Consider the following 17,450-nt stretch of genomic DNA (forward strand, 5'->3'; position numbering starts at 1 on the left):
GTAAAGACTATGACCAAGTAGTCAAGTAAACCCTATCTTCGTATTTTGGCTTTAATTAATAGTGGAACCAGCATGCAAAACGATTCACCAGTAACACCCATCCGTAGAGCACTTCTCAGCGTATCTGATAAAACAGGTTTATTAGAGTTTGCCCAATTTTTAGCGAGCCAAGGGGTAGAGTTGCTATCTACTGGCGGTACCGCAAAGTTACTTAGCGACAACGGATTAACAGTTATTGAAGCCTCTGATTATACAGGTCACCCTGAAATCATGGACGGCCGCGTGAAAACCTTACACCCTAAGATTCACGGTGGAATTTTAGCTCGTCGTGGTCAAGACGAACAAGTTATGGCAGACAACAATATTCAGCCAATCGATCTAGTGGTAGTTAACTTGTATCCATTTGCAGCTACTGTTGCCAACGACGACTGCAGTTTAGAAGATGCCATTGAGAATATCGATATTGGCGGGCCCACTATGGTGCGCGCCGCAGCTAAAAATAATAAAGATGTGACGATTGTTGTAAACGCTAAAGATTACGCACGCGTAACAAAAGAAATGCAAGCCAACAGCAATGCTGTTAGCCAAGCAACACGTTTTGATTTAGCCATAGCCGCTTTTGAGCATACTGCTGAATACGATGGCATGATAGCTAACTATTTTGGCACCATGATCGAAGAAAATGAGTGCGAAACAGGTTGTTGTGAGCCTGAGTACAGCCTGTTCCCACGTACTTACAATATGCAATTCACTAAGAAGCAAGATTTACGTTACGGTGAGAACAGCCATCAAGAAGCGGCATTCTATGTTGAAAACAACATTCAAGAAGCCTCGGTTGCTACTGCGACTCAACTTCAAGGTAAAGCATTATCGTTCAACAACATCGCCGATACCGACGCAGCTTTAGAGTGCGTTAAAGAGTTTGATGTGCCTGCATGTGTTATCGTTAAACACGCAAATCCTTGTGGTGTAGCTTTAGGCGATGACATTTTGTCTGCTTACGACCGCGCTTTCAAGACAGACCCAACCTCAGCCTTTGGCGGCATTATCGCTTTCAACCGCGAGTTAGATGCAGCTACCGCCCAAGCTATTGTTGATCGTCAGTTTGTTGAAGTGATAATCGCACCTACGGTTAGCGATGCAGCTGTTGAAGTGGTCGCAGCTAAGAAAAACGTACGTCTACTAGCATGTGGTGATTGGCAAGGACAGTTAACCGAAGGCCATGACTTTAAACGTGTTAATGGTGGTTTATTAGTTCAAGACCGTGACTTCGGTATGGTTGAGCAAGACGAATTACAAGTTGTTACTAAAGTAAAACCTACTGAGCAACAGCTTAAAGATCTAATGTTCACTTGGAAAGTCGCTAAATACGTTAAATCTAACGCCATAGTTTATTGTAATGACAGCATGACAATCGGTGTGGGCGCCGGCCAAATGAGCCGCGTTTACTCAGCCAAAATTGCCGGTATTAAAGCTTCTGACGAAGGGTTACAAGTTGAAGGGTCGGTAATGGCATCAGATGCATTCTTCCCGTTCCGTGATGGTATAGATGCCGCTGCAGCAGCTGGTATAAGCGCTATTATTCAACCTGGCGGCTCAATGCGTGACCAAGAAGTGATTGATGCTGCAGACGAACATGGCATTGCTATGGTCTTCACTGGTATGCGTCACTTTAAGCACTAAGAACCGTTTCTCTATAAATAAGCATTAAAGGCTAATTTGATGAAAGTATTGATTATTGGCGGCGGTGGTCGCGAACATGCTCTAGCTTGGAAAGCAGCACAATCTAGCAAAGTGACCCAAGTGTTTTTAGCTCCGGGTAATGCCGGTACTGCCCTTGAAGATAAATTAGTCAATGTTGATGTAGGGGCTGAAGATGTACCTGCATTGCTAGCATTTGCTAGAGAAAACCAAATGGACTTAACCATAGTTGGCCCAGAAGTGCCTTTAGTATTAGGTGTGGTAGATGCGTTTCAGGCTGAAGGTTTAGCCATCTTTGGTCCTTCTCAGGCCGCGGCTCAACTTGAAGGGTCTAAAGCCTTCACTAAAGACTTTTTAGAACGTCACAAAATACCCACTGGCGACTACCAAAACTTTACTGAAATAGAGCCGGCTATTGCTTATGTACAGCAAAAAGGCGCACCTATTGTTATTAAAGCTGATGGTTTAGCAGCGGGTAAAGGCGTCATAGTTGCGATGACACTAGATGAAGCCGAAGATGCGATTCGCGATATGTTAGCAGGTAACGTATTTGGTGAAGCCGGAAGTCGTGTGGTGATTGAAGAGTTTCTTGATGGTGAAGAAGCCAGCTTTATCGTTATGGTTGACGGTAAAAACGTTCTACCTTTTGCCACTAGCCAAGATCATAAACGTGTAGGTAATGGCGACTCTGGCCCTAACACAGGCGGTATGGGTGCTTATTCACCGGCCCCCGTTGTGACTCCAGACATCCACCAGCGAGTGATGGATGAAGTCATTTACCCAACCGTAAATGGTATGGCGGCTGAAGGCAATACATACGTAGGCTTCTTATACGCTGGCCTGATGATTATGGCTGACGGTACACCTAAGGTAATTGAATACAATTGCCGCTTTGGTGATCCTGAAACTCAACCTATCATGTTACGTTTACAATCTGATTTGGTCGAATTGGTTGAAGCCGCCCTTGATGGCAAACTTGACCAGATACGAGCCGCTTTTGATCCCAGAGCATCGGTGGGTGTGGTACTTGCTGCAGGTGGTTACCCTGGTAGCTACAACAAAGGTGATGTGATATCTGGCCTAGAGTTAGGTAATAGCGAGGCTAAAGTGTTTCATGCTGGCACTAAAAACATTGATGGCAAGGTCACCACTAATGGCGGCCGTGTACTTTGCGCTACCGCATTAGGTAACACAGTGACCGAAGCTCAACAAAATGCTTATGAACTTGTAAAAACTATTAGCTGGGAAGGTATGTTTTATCGTGATGATATTGCTTACCGCGCCATTGCTCGTGAGCAAAATAAGTAACCAAACACTGGTTATTACATTTTAAAAAGCGCTTCGGCGCTTTTTTTATTTTTTTGGGCATGCCATCAACTCACTCCAAACCCATAAGCTCTTAAATAACATTTGTTCTTACTTGCAAAACATTTATTATTCACATTTAAATGCGTCTATGAAATAACAGTAAGGTACTGTTTATTATAATTTAAATTTAAGAATATATCTTTCCATACATTTTTAATTCTACAAATACATGGGAAATATTGAAAGCGAGCAGTCAGGTCTATTTTTATGAATTTCGTAAGATAAGTTCTGGTATTAAAAGTCGAATACATGAGCTTTATTGTTTTTTTTGCTTCTTGAAAAACAGAAATTTATAAAATAAAAAGGCACTCATCTACTAATTTTTTCATTTCAATATATTAAGTTTCTTTACCTAAGATTTCTTATCTACTTGTTCTATTTCAGATGTTTATTTTCGGCTATAAATACGTAGCGCCGAACATTTATAAAATACTTTCTGTTCGGTAAAAAGTGGTTGGTCGCCCATAAATTCATCCCTTGTAAATCTTTGTAAAGTTACTATTGAATGCTTTGATAGGTTTGTATAGTACTCCTCTATTTTTACCATAAAAAGATTAAGGGTGCTTAATGCGAGATATTATAGCGGGGCTTTTTTTATTGAGTGCGGTCCTTACAAGCTCTGTCAAAGCTGAAGAACAACTCACTGCCACGATTATTGGTTCAGGTTCGCCTATTTACAATGAAAATAGAGCAAGTGCTAGCGTTTTGGTCTCTGCAGGAGATACTCATATTTTGGTTGATATGGGTAATGGTGCTCAAGCTAATTTAGACAAGTTAGGCATTGAGGTGCGTGACTTATCCAATTTGCTTTTTACTCATCATCACCTTGATCATAACGAAGAATTTGTTCCTATTTTTATCCGCTCTCTTCTGGGTCGCAATAATTTCACCATTATTGGCCCCCCTAATACCGTTAAGCTAACCGAAGCAAACTTGGCCTTGTATAAAGAAGATATTTCCTATCGCTTAAGTAAAAGCCAAAGAACCCTTGCTGAACGTCAAAAAGCCTTTGATGTTAGAGATATTCAAGGTGGTGAATCCTTTAATATTGGCGACATTAGTGTCAATACTATCCAAGTTCCCCATACGATCCATACTATTGCTTACCGCTTTGACTACAATGACCAATCTATTGTTATTACCGGCGATCTTACTTATTCAGAAACGTTACCTGCCTTTGCTAAAGATGTTGATTTTATGATAATCGACTCCGGTGGCATGATTATGACCGGGGGGCGAGGTATAAATCGAAATACAAAAAAATCATCAGGAGGCTCAGAAAGGGGCAAGTCTAAAAATAAAAGCTCTCGTACCCGCGCTCACTTAGATTTAGCCGATTCCAGTTCAATGGCCAAACAAGCCAAAGTCAAAAATTTAGTTTACACGCACTTTAACGCTGATGCTGTGGATACCGACGCCAGCTTAAAAAAGATCCGAAAAAACTACAGCGGTACTGTTATTTTTGCAGAAGATCTCACGGTGCTTAAAAAAGCAGATAACAAACATACAGCAAGCGCATCAAACATCAATGTGTCTTATCCAATAGTCGATACAGGGCAAAAAACCTTTTATAGCAATGACGGTGTGATTTCACTACCAACTGAAGGCGATGATTTTTTTGGTCAGGATGGAAGTTATATAATCAATGAACCCTCTTACACCGACAATCAAGATGGCACTATTACGGATAATGTGACTGGTTTAATGTGGCACAAAGATCTGAGTGACAAATTATCGTACAAAGAGGCCCTTGATAAAATTCAGGGACTAGAGTTAGCTGGCCATACCGATTGGCGTATAGCAACACTCAAAGAGCTCTATTCTTTGATCCAATTTACCGGAGCGGTAAAAGGTGAAAAAGCCATTACTCCCTTCATCGATACAAAATACTTTGAGCAACCACTAGGGGACACCAGCCAAGGCGAGCGAGAAATTGATGCGCAAGTGTGGAGCAGCACAGAGTACGTTGCAAAAACCATGAAAAATGACGAAACCGTATTTGGCGTTAACTTTGTTGATGGGCGAATTAAAGGTTACCCAAAATATAACCCTCGTACTCGAGCACCTAATAAAATGTATTTTAGGTTTGTAAGGGACAATAACGCTTACGGTGAGAACAATTTTGTAGACAACGGGGATGGCACTATCACAGATGCTGCAACAGGATTAACGTGGCAACAGGCTGATAGCAATGAAGGTTTGAATTGGCAATCGGCACTGGAATATACCGAAAATTTAAGTTTAGCTGGACATGATGACTGGCGATTACCCAATGCTAAAGAGCTACAAAGCATTGTTGATTATACCCGCTCTCCTGCAACGTCTGGGTCGGCTGCTATTAATCCCATTTTCCAAACGTCCAGTATTATCAATGAAGCTGATGAAAAAGATTATCCGTATTATTGGAGTTCGACGACCCATCTTGATGGGCCCATTCCAGAGAAAAATGCAGTCTATATTGCTTTCGGAAAAGCCTTGGGGGAAATGCATGGTAGCATAATGGATGTTCACGGAGCAGGTGCTCAGCGCAGCGATTCTAAAACCGGAGAGCCTATATCTAGGGGCCCTCAAGGGGACATGATCCGAGTGAAAAACTATGTTCGAAGTGTAAGAGGCGGGTCAATAGAAGTAACAACAACTGCATCCACTGAAAATATTAGTCAATATTCAGTGAGCGCCAAAAAAGAACCGCAACTAACAAACAAAAAACAACTTTCATCCTCTGGTCAGAATAAATTTATCAATAGATTAGACAAAAACGGAGATGGAAAAATATCAAGTTCAGAGTTTAAAGGTGGAGCAAATCATTTTAAGCATATAGATAAAAACAACGATGGGTATATTACCGTAGACGAAGCCCCTACAGGACCTCCCAAGCAGCGTTAGTTATTAACTAACGCCTAAATCCTGAAAATGTAACTCGCAGTTTCCAACAAAAAGTTGTTAACTCAGAATAAATGCGACTTCAATTTTAATTACGGTGGCTTCTATTAGGAGCTAAGTTCTATTGCGGATAACAATGACAGCCTTAGTTTTGTTTGTATGCAGTTACGGTAAACCGTAATTCCTAACAACTACAAACATCTAACTACAAAGCGCTCAAATATTTAACTAGCTCGCTCGGTATGCCAATGCATTTATAAATCGTTCTATTTTCATAACAGAGAAACACAAGGTTCGCTTAACCTGATCGCTACCCGTGTCTTTTTTTGTTGTTAATATGCGACTTGTTTGTTTTGTTTCACCATGCCAAATTATTTGGCTTGAAACAGTCACATGTAAAGCATGGCCACTGTGCCAATCACAAAACAGTAAACTCGCAATAGGGTTTTCTAACAGGTTACCTAGGGTATTAAAAAAGCCATTACCTAGATAATCGTCTACCAGCAACTGCCCTTGTGAGTTAATTGACACAAAACCAGCGCTGCCACCACGGTGGGATATATCAGCACCGCGGTTATTAAGTTGCTGCCCATCATCAAAATGACTCGCAATAAAAAATGCGTCAGCGCTAGATATTATATGTTTGTCACTTTGGTTGAGTTGCTGGCTAATTGTTGTAGAAAATTCACCATAATTTCGGTTTTTCCTAAATATTTTAGGCTGGATGTATTTAGGGCAATTGCCATAGCTTTGCAATATCGTTAAACGGATGTTTTTCTGATTAATTTCGGTAATGATTGCGCTTGCACGATTACGTCTCTTAGTTTCGAACTCAAGGCCCAACAACCCCACTCGGTCGCCTACCTTGATGTCATCTAGAATGTAATCTCCCAATGAATGTTGGGTATTAATAATGAGCTCGGTTTCACTAGGCGACTGAATAAAGTTAGCTGCACCAAATAACATACTGGCACGAGTCTGCGAAAGGTGATCGGTATAGCCAATATATATCATGGGCAATGCACTAAAAAAGTCTCGATGCTGCTGCGGCATAAACTCACGGATAAACTTAGGCCCAATATCAACCATACGCTGGTAAGTGCCAGCCCTTTTCTGAATATTCTGTTCACCCTTATGCCAAACGGACAGCAGCTCATTACTCATGGGTACGCCTTAAGCCGTTATTAGTTCAAGGCGGATACCACCAGGAATAAAACACATCATGTGTGAAATAGGTAAATCACCTAATGGCTCTGGAGCAAATTCAATTTCAACGCTATCAAGCAGCTTGAGTTGTTGATACAAATTATTCAGTACCTCGGCATTTTCTACCTTAAGAGCAAAGTGATGCAGCCCAATATTCTTTTTACGGTCAAAGGTGACCATATTGCCGACATCAGCAACCTGCCAAAGGGTTAACATTACCGTGCCATCAGACACAAAAATAGCGGGGTACTCGGGCTTTTCACCGACTTTTTTAAAGTTTAATTGCTCAATAAAAAACGCCGCAGTTTGTTTAATATCAGGCACGTTAAGGCCTAAATGATGAATACCTAGGGTGTTAAGTTTAGTTGTTTCGGCAACAGCTTGACTGCTTGTACTGCACATAATAATTGACCTTAATATAAAGTTATCTGACAAAAGTGAACAGATCTGTTCATCACTATAGGTGAACAGACTTGTTTACGTCAAGATAAAAGTGTTTATAATTTAGGTACGCCAGAAAAACTAAGATCAAATAAGATGCAGCCAAGAAAACAACACCTAGTCGACACAGCACTAACCTTATTTAATCAAAATGGTTATCACGCCACGGGAATTGACTTAATTTTGGCGCAATCTGGGGTGTCAAAAGCCACCTTATATAAACACTTTCGCAGTAAAGAGGAGTTGATCTTAGCCGTTCTAAAACAACGACATAATCAAATATTAAGCAATATAAACACTAAGATTGAAGAAGCCGCGCAAACAGGTTCGCATCCAGTATTAGGGATATTTGACGGATTACATGAATGGTTCAACAGCGACGACTTCTATGGCTGTAACTTTATCAATGCCAGCGCTGAATACGCCGAAGCCCACGACCCTATTCATGTATTTGCAGCGGAGCACAAGCAAACAATTGTCGATTTAATCAAGACTCAACTCTCTGTTGCAGATAAAAACCTAGCGGAGCAAATCGGCTTACTCATTGAAGGGGCAATTGTGATGGCGCACACCAGAGGCGTTAAAAACGCAGCGCTAATGGCAAAAGAAATGGCTCAATATTTAATCAGCACCAGCTAGAAGTGAATACTTACATACCATTGAAAAATATAAGGGAATATTTTTGAATTAAAACAAGCCGTGCTTTGGTCTTGATCATTAAATACTATCTTCGAAAAAATTTATGCTCCCATTTAAATCAATCAAACCGTTCTTTTTAATAAAGATACACGCTAGTTTTATTGCTAACCAGGTAAGGCCCTCGACGGACGCATTCAACAAGCTTTCAACCTTCAGCAGTGTAGTGCTCATCGTATTTTATTTATTTGCATTTAGCGTACAAGCAGCTGATGCCACTTGGCCAACAAAAACCCAGTACCATTACGCCAATATCAAAGAACAAAAAATATTTTACCGAGAAGCTGGCACACAACATAAGCAAACCATAGTTTTGTTGCATGGTTATCCTTCATCGTCGCATACCTATCGTGAACTTATCCCACTTTTATCTGGCCGCTACCATGTGATTGCGCCTGATTATTTAGGATCAGGTTTCAGTGACCGACCTGCCCCTTCAAATCAAGATTACACGTTTGAGGTATTGGCCGAATATATAACCGCATTACTTCAACATCTCAAAGTAGAAAGATATAGCCTATACATTCAAGACTTTGGGGCACCAGTTGGGTTTAGAATGTTACTGAAAAACCCAAAGAAATTAGACGCTTTAATCGTGCAAAATGGCAATGCTTATCTCGAAGGCTTAACACCACAACGTCAAGCATTTTTCAAGCAAGCCAATCAAGATAGATCGCAAGCACAACTCGATAAGCTTTATTCATTTACCGGTGAGCAAGCAATCATCTACAAGCAATACCTAAGAGATGTAGCCGATAATACCAGTATTATGAACCCAGATAGCTGGACTCACGATTTACATTTTTTACAGACTCAACAAGACAGGCTGATTCAAGTTAAGCTACTGCAAGATTATTACAATAACTTGCTAGATTACCCCAAATGGCAGGCTTATCTTAGGCAATACCAACCAGCAACTTTAATTATATGGGGTAAAAAAGATCCAGCGTTTATCGCAGCTGGTGCACAAGCCTATTTAAAAGATTTACCTAATGCAGAATTACACTTGTTAGATTCGGGGCATTTTACAGTAGAAGAAAAACCAGTAGCCGTCGCCAAATATATCACTGCTTTTATGAATACTCTTGAAACTCAAAAAGCTTCAAAGCCATAATTTTAAACCTAGAGGTAGTCTATATAGGCTACCTGATATACTTTTGAAAATGACTAAACTACTCATCAGCTCACTAGCATTTATATAGCTAAATATAATTTACCCTTTTAATTTATCTATTGACTCTGAAAACTACCTTTCAAATAAGAATACAAATTCTGCAAATCAAAAGGCTTACCTAAAAAGCCAGTGAACCCCATGGACTTATACTCTTCAATATCTTCTGACATAACGTTTGCGGTAAGTGCAACAATTGGAACACTTGTGTTGTGTTGCCTAATAACTCTAAATGCCTGCTTTCCATCCATAATGGGCATCTGAATATCCATAAGAATGATATCAGGGTGACATAAACCAAACATACTAACGGCTTCTTCTCCGTTTTCAGCAAAATAAAGTTCTGCATTCGTTTCTTGTAGCATCGACTTAATAATCTCTTGATTGATTATGTTATCTTCTGCAATAAGAATTCGCTTATCACTGAGGTCTGGAACCTCAATAGTCTTAGCTTCAACTTTTGAGACCTCAACCTTAGTCGATTTTTTTAGAGGCAAGAAAATAGTAAATGTGGTCCCTTTGCCTTCGGTGCTTTTAATACTAATGTCACCTTCCATTAAAGACACTAAATCTTTAGTAATCGACATACCCAGCCCGGTGCCACCGAATTTTCTGGTAATGGATGCATCGGCTTGTGTAAACCTTTCAAATAACACACTTAGTGCTTCTTCAGACATGCCTATACCCGTGTCTGTTAACTCAATTGCGACACCAGGTATATTGTTCTTATGAGTATCACTAAGGCGAATAGTTACTCCACCTTCTTCGGTGAACTTGATTGCATTTGATACCAGGTTAAGAAGAATTTGCCTAATTCTGACGGGATCACCTATCCAAATTCTAGGAATGTTCTCCTCAAAACAAATATTAATACCTAAATCTTTACTGAGAGCGATGGGTAACATATCTGAAATAACTGACTCTGTTATGTTCAGAATAGAGAATTCAACATTTTCTATAGTTAATTGGTTTGCTTCAATTTTGGAGTAATCCAGAATATCGTTAATTATCCGTAGTAATGAATTGGCTGAGTAGATTGCCTGAGGGATCAACTTTTGGTTTTTAGAATTATTAATATCCCGTTGCAGCAACTGCAAAATGCCTAAAATTGCATTTAAAGGAGTACGTATCTCATGGCTCATATTTGAGACAAATAGGCTTTTTGCATTGTTAGAGCTTTCAGCCTGTTGTTTCGCTTCTCGTAGTAAGCTTTCAGTCTGGTGCCGCTCACTTATATCCTGAATCACTGACCAAGTATAATCTTTACCATCCTCTCCTTTAATTTTTATCCCAGACAATTGTACTGGATAGCTATGCCCTGACTTGTGAATATACTCTTTTATGTACGGCCCGTAGCGACCTGTAGCGGTCAATAAGCGATGCTGTTCCTCATCTAATTCTTTATATTTCTCCGGGGTGAGCTGCCAATAAGATAAAGCATTAAGCTCTTCTAGCTCATAACCAGAAAAACCAATTAACTCTTGGTTAGCATAATCAAATAAACCATCTTCTATTCTATTTATAGCCACTCCAACTGGGGCTAAATTAACAAACTGTTTAAACTTTTCTTTTTCTAATAAATAAGCCCGTTCAAAGTGTTTGGCATCAACATGAGCGTCAACTAACTTAATTTGGGTCTTCACTAAATCAGATAAATCTCTGCCAACAGCTAGCACAAGAGGCCTATCTCCAACAGGTATGGCAGTTAACGACACTAAGCTTGGAAATGTCGAACCATCTAACTTTATATACTGCCACTGGAAAACTTGCGGCTGCCCCTGCAGGGCCTTTTGAATGTATTCCATTGCCATATAATTAGATTTTCGACCACAAGGTTGGAGCTCTGGAGATAAGTCAGCGGGTGTTAACTTAAGAAAACTCTCTTCACTATCAACTCCGTGCATCGCAACGGCAGACGAATTACATTCAATATAAGTTCCTGTACTCATATCAATAATTGAGAGGGCATCAGCAGAAATGTCAAACAGCTTTTTATATTTGTCCCTTTCGAAACAAACTTCATTAATTTGACTTTTTAGCTTCTTATTTTCATTTACTAACGCCCTGTACTCGGACTCGTTCATCTCAATATATCCATTTTATATCGTCATTGGAGCGAAAATTTAATTATAAATTACCCATTAAAATAAACTGTAAAACGAAACTATGGTGGTGCTCAATACTGCAACCTTAAACTCAACAACTGCTAGCGTAGCTGGCACTAAAACTAATCGTAAAGTTTGAGCTATAAAGATAATGAGAGATATTACAGGCATCACTCGGGAAATAATAATCTATTCAACAAGACCACTTTACAGGTGTACAACAACAAGTAGAAGTCGTAAACATTATTATCAGGTACTGTACCTTGCACAGCATTATATCGGCCTATTTTGAACTAATTTGAATTTTAAATTATTCAAAGTTAATTGATACTGAAATGCACTTACCACACAACATAATTAAGGGGCTTGGCATTTGACATGTTACCTACTCTAAAGAGCATTAACTGAACTGCAACTATTTGAATAATAACTCTTTCAGTCATCATCAAACGCTCCTTAAGACGTTAGTATTCATTAGGTAATCTGTATCTTAACTTGCCATTAGCATAGCCATTAGGAGAGGTGATTTAAACTGACATTTGTTACCGAATACTGACACAATGGCCATCACTAAAAAGCGCATTTTCTAACTCAGCTATATTTTGCATCAATCTTTTTCAAAGATCATAAATACAGTGACTAAACCAATCATTAACCAGGTTTTTTGCGCCAATAAAAAATTGACCAATACCACCGGAACTACCACCTGCACCATTCATATTTAAGACTCTTTATTCTTAGGTGATAATTCGCCTTGATTAATCTATTTAACGTTTAAAACTATTTATTCTTTTTAAAATCATCCTCAGTAGCGCCAGACCACACCTTACTTAACAGGTGCATGGCAGTGGCTACGCGGTTTATGGGCTTGATTAGGTCTGTGGTATCAGATTGTTGCATATCAAGCTTTATGGCTTCTAACGAGCTCGCCATTTGCCCAAGTTGTTGCACCGCTTGGGTAGTGGGGTCGCCCTCTACTTTTAGGGTTTGCTTACTGCTAAAGGCACTACAAATATGCTGCCAGCGGGCGGTTTTTTCGTCGTCCATCACGCCCCGCAAAATTGCCAGTTTAAGTAGGTTTTCTTCGGCGCCCGAAGTAAGGGTTTGAGCTTCGCCTGTGTAGTGGTCACCAATTAACTGCATTAGCTCGTCATGATTCATCACAGCCGAGACTTTTTCGGCCATTTTATTCATGTTGCGATAACTACCTTGTAGTTTAAAGGGCGGCTCTTCGCGATAGTCTTCTGCGGTAGCCGCTGATTGTATGTATTGTAAATTTACTTTCAAAATCACATCTTGAATGGCGCTTAAGTGCTTTAACACACTGATGATCTCGTTCACCTCTGCACCGCTATATTGATGGCTTAAGTCGCTACTGCTGGTTTCACCATTTTGTGCCATAGCCACTAATTTATAGACATCTTGCATATCTCTTAATGCAAGGGGAGCTAACACTGGGTTAGAGGTTAGGGAGTTTTCAATGTAACTCAGGGCAAACTGCTCTTCTTTGCCTCCTAGTACATCCCCTAAGTTGTAGATGTCAGCGCGGTTTGCCAACATATCAGGCACTTTAAACACATCCCCAGACTCTGTGTAGGGGTTACCCGCCATGACCACACAGAATTTTTTACCCCGCATGTCATAAGTCTTAGCTTGGCCTTTCCATACCCCTTCGATACGCCTGGTGCCGTCACATAGCGAGATGAACTTTTGTAAAAACTCAGGATGGGTATGTTGAATATCATCTAAATACAACATCACATTACTACCCATTTCTAAGCCTAAGTTAAGTTTTTCAAGCTCTTGGCGGGCAGTAGCATTAGGTGCATTTTCAGGATCGATTGAGGTAACATCATGACCAAGTGACGGACAGTTTATTTTCATAAACACCAAGCCTAAGCGGTCGGCTACATATTCCATCAAGGTGGTTTTACCATAACCTGGTGGCGATATAAGTAATAACAGCCCCATTAAATCGGTACGTTTATTGTCGCCCACAGTGCCCATTTGTTTAGCTAGGTTATCGCCAATAATAGGCAGATACACTTCGTTAATTAAACGGTTTCGCACAAACGAACTAAGGGGTTTCGCCTTGTAAGCATCGAGTTGTAGCTCTTGCTTGCTTAGCTCCATTTGTTGCTGGCGTAATTCATGATATCGATGAAAATTCGCGACATGCTGGATATGATATTGGTTTAGCCGTTCGCTAAATTCATCTAGGGCTATAAGCAGTTGGCTATCTTGAATATTTGAGTGATCACTCAACAAGCCATCAATGGTGACATTTAGATCGACCTGACTAGGGCGAGTATTTAGCTTGTCTCGGCAAATAATAAGGGCTGCGGCTTCTGGTAAATAGTGGGCGAGTTGCACCCTATCACTCTCAGACAAAGTAGCCGCTAACCAAGCGTTAGTAAGTGACCACTGCTCTTCTAAGCCCGAAATATAAACCCCATCAGTTGGAGCCTGCTCAATTAACTGATTAAACTGTGCCATGGCTGCTTGGAATTCGTGACCATGGCCCAAGGCATCTAACTGCTTAGTAAAACTCTCAGATAAACTTTTAGCTGGCTGGCTACTGATAAAGGCGAGTTTGTTGTGCGCCAATTCTGCACTTAAGTATTCTGTACTTTGCTGAATTTCGTTGTAACTAAAGGTTAATCCAAATTGCTCACAAAATCCTTGTAATCTTTGCAGCAAACTTTGCTGTAGTTGCTCAAAACCCTTAAGGCTATTAAAGGAATTTGCCAAAAGCTGGGCACTAAAAGCATGACTTTGCCAAATCTTTTCTTGGTTTTTGTCTCGGCTTGAAAACGCCCAAAACATCATGGCTAAACCACGGGCTTTAGGGGCAAAACGTAATAAGTCTGCCTTTTGATGCACAGGTAAAATAGCTTGTAAAACCTTAACGGTATCTGAGTCATGCACGCCTTTTTCGTAGCCTTCTTGATAGCGAGCTGCAATATACTGGCATACCAGTTCAAGTAAGGCCTTTGGATCATCCGCTAGTTTGTATAAGGCATTAATTGACTGACCATTTTGTTGTTGCTCAGCATCACGAATAATTAAAGAGGTTAAATATTCAATACGGCTTACTTGCTGATTTTCAGATACTAACGCCTGTTGCCAATAAGGTTTGAGTTCGTTCAACTCTTGATTGTCGAGTTGTTCAAAATAGTCTGTGCCCACTAAGTGGCGATATAGACCATCATCACGGGGTAACAAGGTTAGGTCTAAGTTTTGTGAATTCACACTAAACTTATGTTTGCCTAACTTGATAACAGCGCCACCGTCTTCAAAAATATCCTGCTTATCCCGTAAACTGCGAATACCTTGTTCTTTTGCAGCTTTTAGTTGTGCTTCTAAATCATCAGCTTTAACTGGGTCATTCAATTCACGTAATTGCGCCACCAAATCGGCGATTTTCATCACCATGGGGTCTGAGGCAAAGTATGTATTTAACTGGTCTGCATCGCCAAAAGAGTAAGCACGACGGGCGACGCCTTTTAAAATACGTTCGGCAGCACCAAATAAATTTTGCGAGCGACGCTGTTGGTCTTCTAATAAGCTTTGTTTACGACTTTCGAACACACTATGTAATTCTTCACGTTTATCCATAATGTCGGATAAAAACTGATCATACTCACTAAATTTGGACTCTAACTCTTCGAGCTGAATCATTAGCCGTGATAGTTGTTCGTCAGCTTTTTCTGGCGTATCCACCATGGCAATGGCGCTATTAATACTTTGGGAAAACAAACGGAACTGTGCCGCAAATTCAGCAGAAGACTCACCAGAACCTAGTTCTTTGCGGCGCTTTTTACCTTGGGCTTTAACTTGGTTTAACTTGGCATAGATCTCAGAAATATCGTCAAGAATTTTAGTTCTTACAGTAGCGTCATCAACTTTTAAGCCATTCAATATCTCGGTTAATAAATCTAAGCCAACAGATAAACCATCTAGCTCATCGATTAATGGCTTAATATCAACTACTAGTGCAACTTCAGCCACACTATTTTCTAAGGTAATAATTTTGTCGTGGTATGGCTGTAAGGCTTTGTCTGCCGCTAAAAACTCAACGGTAGCACTACTGACAATTTCAAACTGTTCAGTTACTTGGCTATCTAACTCGGTAATACGAGTTTTGTTGATATAACGCTGATCTTTAAGGGTGATCAAGTGACCACGCTGTTGTCGTAAAGCCGTTAAACAGTCCACATATTGTTCGGGCGATTGCCAATCACTAATCTTAACAGTAGTTAACACATCAGCCTGTTTTTGCTCGGCTTGAGCTAGGGCTTTGTCAGCCTGAAGGCGGATTTGCTCAACTTTAATAAATTCATCGATTACTAACTCAGCAGTAGCGGTAATGTTTTTAACGACCTCACCTAGACCACCCACTTCGGGCTCGGTTAACCAATAATAACTGTCGAACATAGTGCGACAGGTTTTGATTAAGTCTTCGTATAAATTACGACTGGGATTTGGGTTAGCCACACTGCGATTAATGGCAATTAAATCTGAAATACCCCGTACTAATTCTTTATTGCCAATGCGGCTAAAAAAGCTGTCGCTTGTGGGCTGTTTAGCGGCATGTTCTTGACTGAAATAAGGGGTTTCCCACACTTGCATAGGGTGTACCCGAGTCGCTTCGTCTTCAGCCACAAACACCACCATAGTGCCGTTTTCAAACACACTGTACCCGTGGGCGTAGATAGGATTTTGTAAGGCTTTACGAATAAGATTGTAAGAATACAAGCCCACTAAACCAGACTCTGGCTCGTAAAACACATACAAGACATCTTCGCCATTGGGCGAGCGGATAGTACGTTTAAAACGCAGACCTTCTATCTCATCAGGGAAAGATTTAGTTTCACCATTCTGTAGATAATAACCACCGGGGAAAATAATGCCGTGATCTTCAGGTAACGACACGCAAGCCAAGCCTATAGCATCAATACGTGTCACTTGATTCGTGCGGGTGTTAAATACTAGATAACGATACTGTTTTTCTCGGTAGGGCTGAATTTTTAAGAGTATCAAGCTACCAATTTGTGCATATTGAATATCAGCATCGGCCAAGCTTTGGGTTTGGTCATCTACTGGCTCATTATAAATGCCTAAGCCATCTTCTGTATTATTTTCGATCTTGATAGTGAGCTGACCGCTTAGGGTTTCAACAAACACAGAATCAAGAATATTAACGTGTGGGTGCTGGCCTGTTTCGTGTTGTTCACGGCCTGCTTTTAGCCATTCAAAATCGTGGGATGGAGGTGTTTTTATTGCCCGCTCACCGCGGTTGTCTATATAAGTAGCACTACCATCTTTGTTAACACGCCACTGAAATACTCGCGTATCTTCAATTTTTCGGCCAATTTGAAACACAGCAAAAAGCGTCTGGTTTTGCACCTTAAGCTGAATTAAACGAGCCTCTTTGTAATAAACATATAGCTCACTGAACTCTTTAACAAAGTTAGCATCTGCTAAAAAACTACCCGCTAGGTCTTGGGCTTCAAGGTCATATCCAGTGTCACTTTGCTTGAGCTTAAACAAACCAAATACATCTTGTACTTTGGTTTCTTTTTTAAGGCCAATGAATACGTTGTAGCCAAATAAAATACTATCGCCAACAGGTACTATATCTCTGGCTACACAGTTGTTTTCGGTTCTGACGCGTACTCGGCTAAGTACATCCAATTTCGCTTGACCAAACTCATCAATACGAGCTTGATTAAGGACATCGACTTTTTGTTTAAGAGCTGACGCTTGCTCGGTTAAGCGCGAGCGAATAACTTCATAAGCCCCGCCCTCGGCAACCGCTTGGTCAACTTGGTTTTGATCTGTTGTAGCTTGTTCTGCCATAAAGCCTCTCCCAGCTA

The 17,450-nt window shown here is 40.5% G+C and carries 9 protein-coding genes; 5 read left to right on the forward strand and 4 right to left on the reverse strand.

Features of this window, described 5'->3' with window-relative positions; genetic code table 11:
* The first annotated feature begins 72 nt into the window (after window positions 1-72).
* The 3 genes from purH (at window position 73) to ABJE44_RS19140 (ending at window position 5,955) form a co-directional block, all read left to right on the forward strand.
* Window positions 73-1,683 carry a bifunctional phosphoribosylaminoimidazolecarboxamide formyltransferase/IMP cyclohydrolase gene (purH, locus tag ABJE44_RS19130; protein ID WP_348110911.1) on the forward strand — a complete coding sequence of 537 codons (1,611 nt, stop codon included), beginning with the start codon at window positions 73-75 and terminating at the stop codon, window positions 1,681-1,683.
* A gap of 39 nt (window positions 1,684-1,722) precedes the next feature.
* A complete protein-coding gene (purD, locus tag ABJE44_RS19135) occupies window positions 1,723-3,009 on the forward strand; it encodes a phosphoribosylamine--glycine ligase (RefSeq protein ID WP_348110910.1) in 1,287 nt (428 codons plus the stop codon).
* A gap of 627 nt (window positions 3,010-3,636) precedes the next feature.
* Window positions 3,637-5,955: a DUF1566 domain-containing protein gene (locus tag ABJE44_RS19140; RefSeq protein ID WP_348110909.1), complete on the forward strand. Its 2,319-nt coding sequence runs from the start codon at window positions 3,637-3,639 to the stop codon at window positions 5,953-5,955.
* A 225-nt stretch (window positions 5,956-6,180) separates the two neighbouring features.
* On the opposite strand, the gene ABJE44_RS19145 is transcribed toward ABJE44_RS19140, so the two are convergent.
* Together ABJE44_RS19145 and ABJE44_RS19150 are read right to left on the reverse strand one after the other, a co-directional pair.
* Complete coding sequence (locus ABJE44_RS19145) at window positions 6,181-7,116, reverse strand: pyridoxamine 5'-phosphate oxidase family protein (RefSeq protein WP_348110908.1); 936 nt, start codon at window positions 7,114-7,116, stop codon at window positions 6,181-6,183.
* Between the two features lie 9 nt (window positions 7,117-7,125).
* Complete coding sequence (locus tag ABJE44_RS19150) at window positions 7,126-7,560, reverse strand: VOC family protein (protein WP_348110906.1); 435 nt, start codon at window positions 7,558-7,560, stop codon at window positions 7,126-7,128.
* Between the two features lie 135 nt (window positions 7,561-7,695).
* On the opposite strand from ABJE44_RS19150, the gene ABJE44_RS19155 reads away from it, so the two are divergent.
* Window positions 7,696-8,238 (forward strand): TetR/AcrR family transcriptional regulator, encoded by a 543-nt coding sequence (locus ABJE44_RS19155; protein WP_348110904.1) that lies wholly within the window; start codon window positions 7,696-7,698, stop codon window positions 8,236-8,238.
* A gap of 223 nt (window positions 8,239-8,461) precedes the next feature.
* Window positions 8,462-9,409, forward strand: coding sequence for an alpha/beta hydrolase (locus ABJE44_RS19160; RefSeq protein WP_348110903.1), 948 nt, complete (start codon window positions 8,462-8,464; stop codon window positions 9,407-9,409).
* Between the two features lie 116 nt (window positions 9,410-9,525).
* Here the strand turns inward: ABJE44_RS19160 and ABJE44_RS19165 are convergent, their stop codons facing one another.
* Both ABJE44_RS19165 and ABJE44_RS19170 read right to left on the reverse strand, forming a co-directional pair.
* Window positions 9,526-11,550 carry an ATP-binding protein gene (locus tag ABJE44_RS19165; RefSeq protein WP_348110901.1) on the reverse strand — a complete coding sequence of 675 codons (2,025 nt, stop codon included), beginning with the start codon at window positions 11,548-11,550 and terminating at the stop codon, window positions 9,526-9,528.
* Window positions 11,551-12,351: 801 nt separating this feature from the next.
* A complete protein-coding gene (locus tag ABJE44_RS19170; protein ID WP_348110900.1) occupies window positions 12,352-17,433 on the reverse strand; it encodes a DNA repair ATPase in 5,082 nt (1,693 codons plus the stop codon).
* Window positions 17,434-17,450 lie beyond the last annotated feature (17 nt).

This window comes from Paraglaciecola sp., from assembly GCF_039942875.1.
GTDB lineage: Bacteria > Pseudomonadota > Gammaproteobacteria > Enterobacterales > Alteromonadaceae > Paraglaciecola.

Bases quoted from the DNA above. Each gene is read 5' to 3' on its own strand.
- ABJE44_RS19145 (WP_348110908.1), bottom strand. From the start codon at position 7,116: ATGAGTAATGAGCTGCTGTCCGTTTGGCATAAGGGTGAACAGAATATT.
- ABJE44_RS19155 (WP_348110904.1), top strand. From the start codon at position 7,696: ATGCAGCCAAGAAAACAACACCTAGTCGACACAGCACTAACCTTATTT.
- ABJE44_RS19140 (WP_348110909.1), top strand. From the start codon at position 3,637: ATGCGAGATATTATAGCGGGGCTTTTTTTATTGAGTGCGGTCCTTACA.
- ABJE44_RS19170 (WP_348110900.1), bottom strand. From the start codon at position 17,433: ATGGCAGAACAAGCTACAACAGATCAAAACCAAGTTGACCAAGCGGTT.
- purH (WP_348110911.1), top strand. From the start codon at position 73: ATGCAAAACGATTCACCAGTAACACCCATCCGTAGAGCACTTCTCAGC.
- ABJE44_RS19150 (WP_348110906.1), bottom strand. From the start codon at position 7,560: ATGTGCAGTACAAGCAGTCAAGCTGTTGCCGAAACAACTAAACTTAAC.
- ABJE44_RS19165 (WP_348110901.1), bottom strand. From the start codon at position 11,550: ATGAACGAGTCCGAGTACAGGGCGTTAGTAAATGAAAATAAGAAGCTA.
- purD (WP_348110910.1), top strand. From the start codon at position 1,723: ATGAAAGTATTGATTATTGGCGGCGGTGGTCGCGAACATGCTCTAGCT.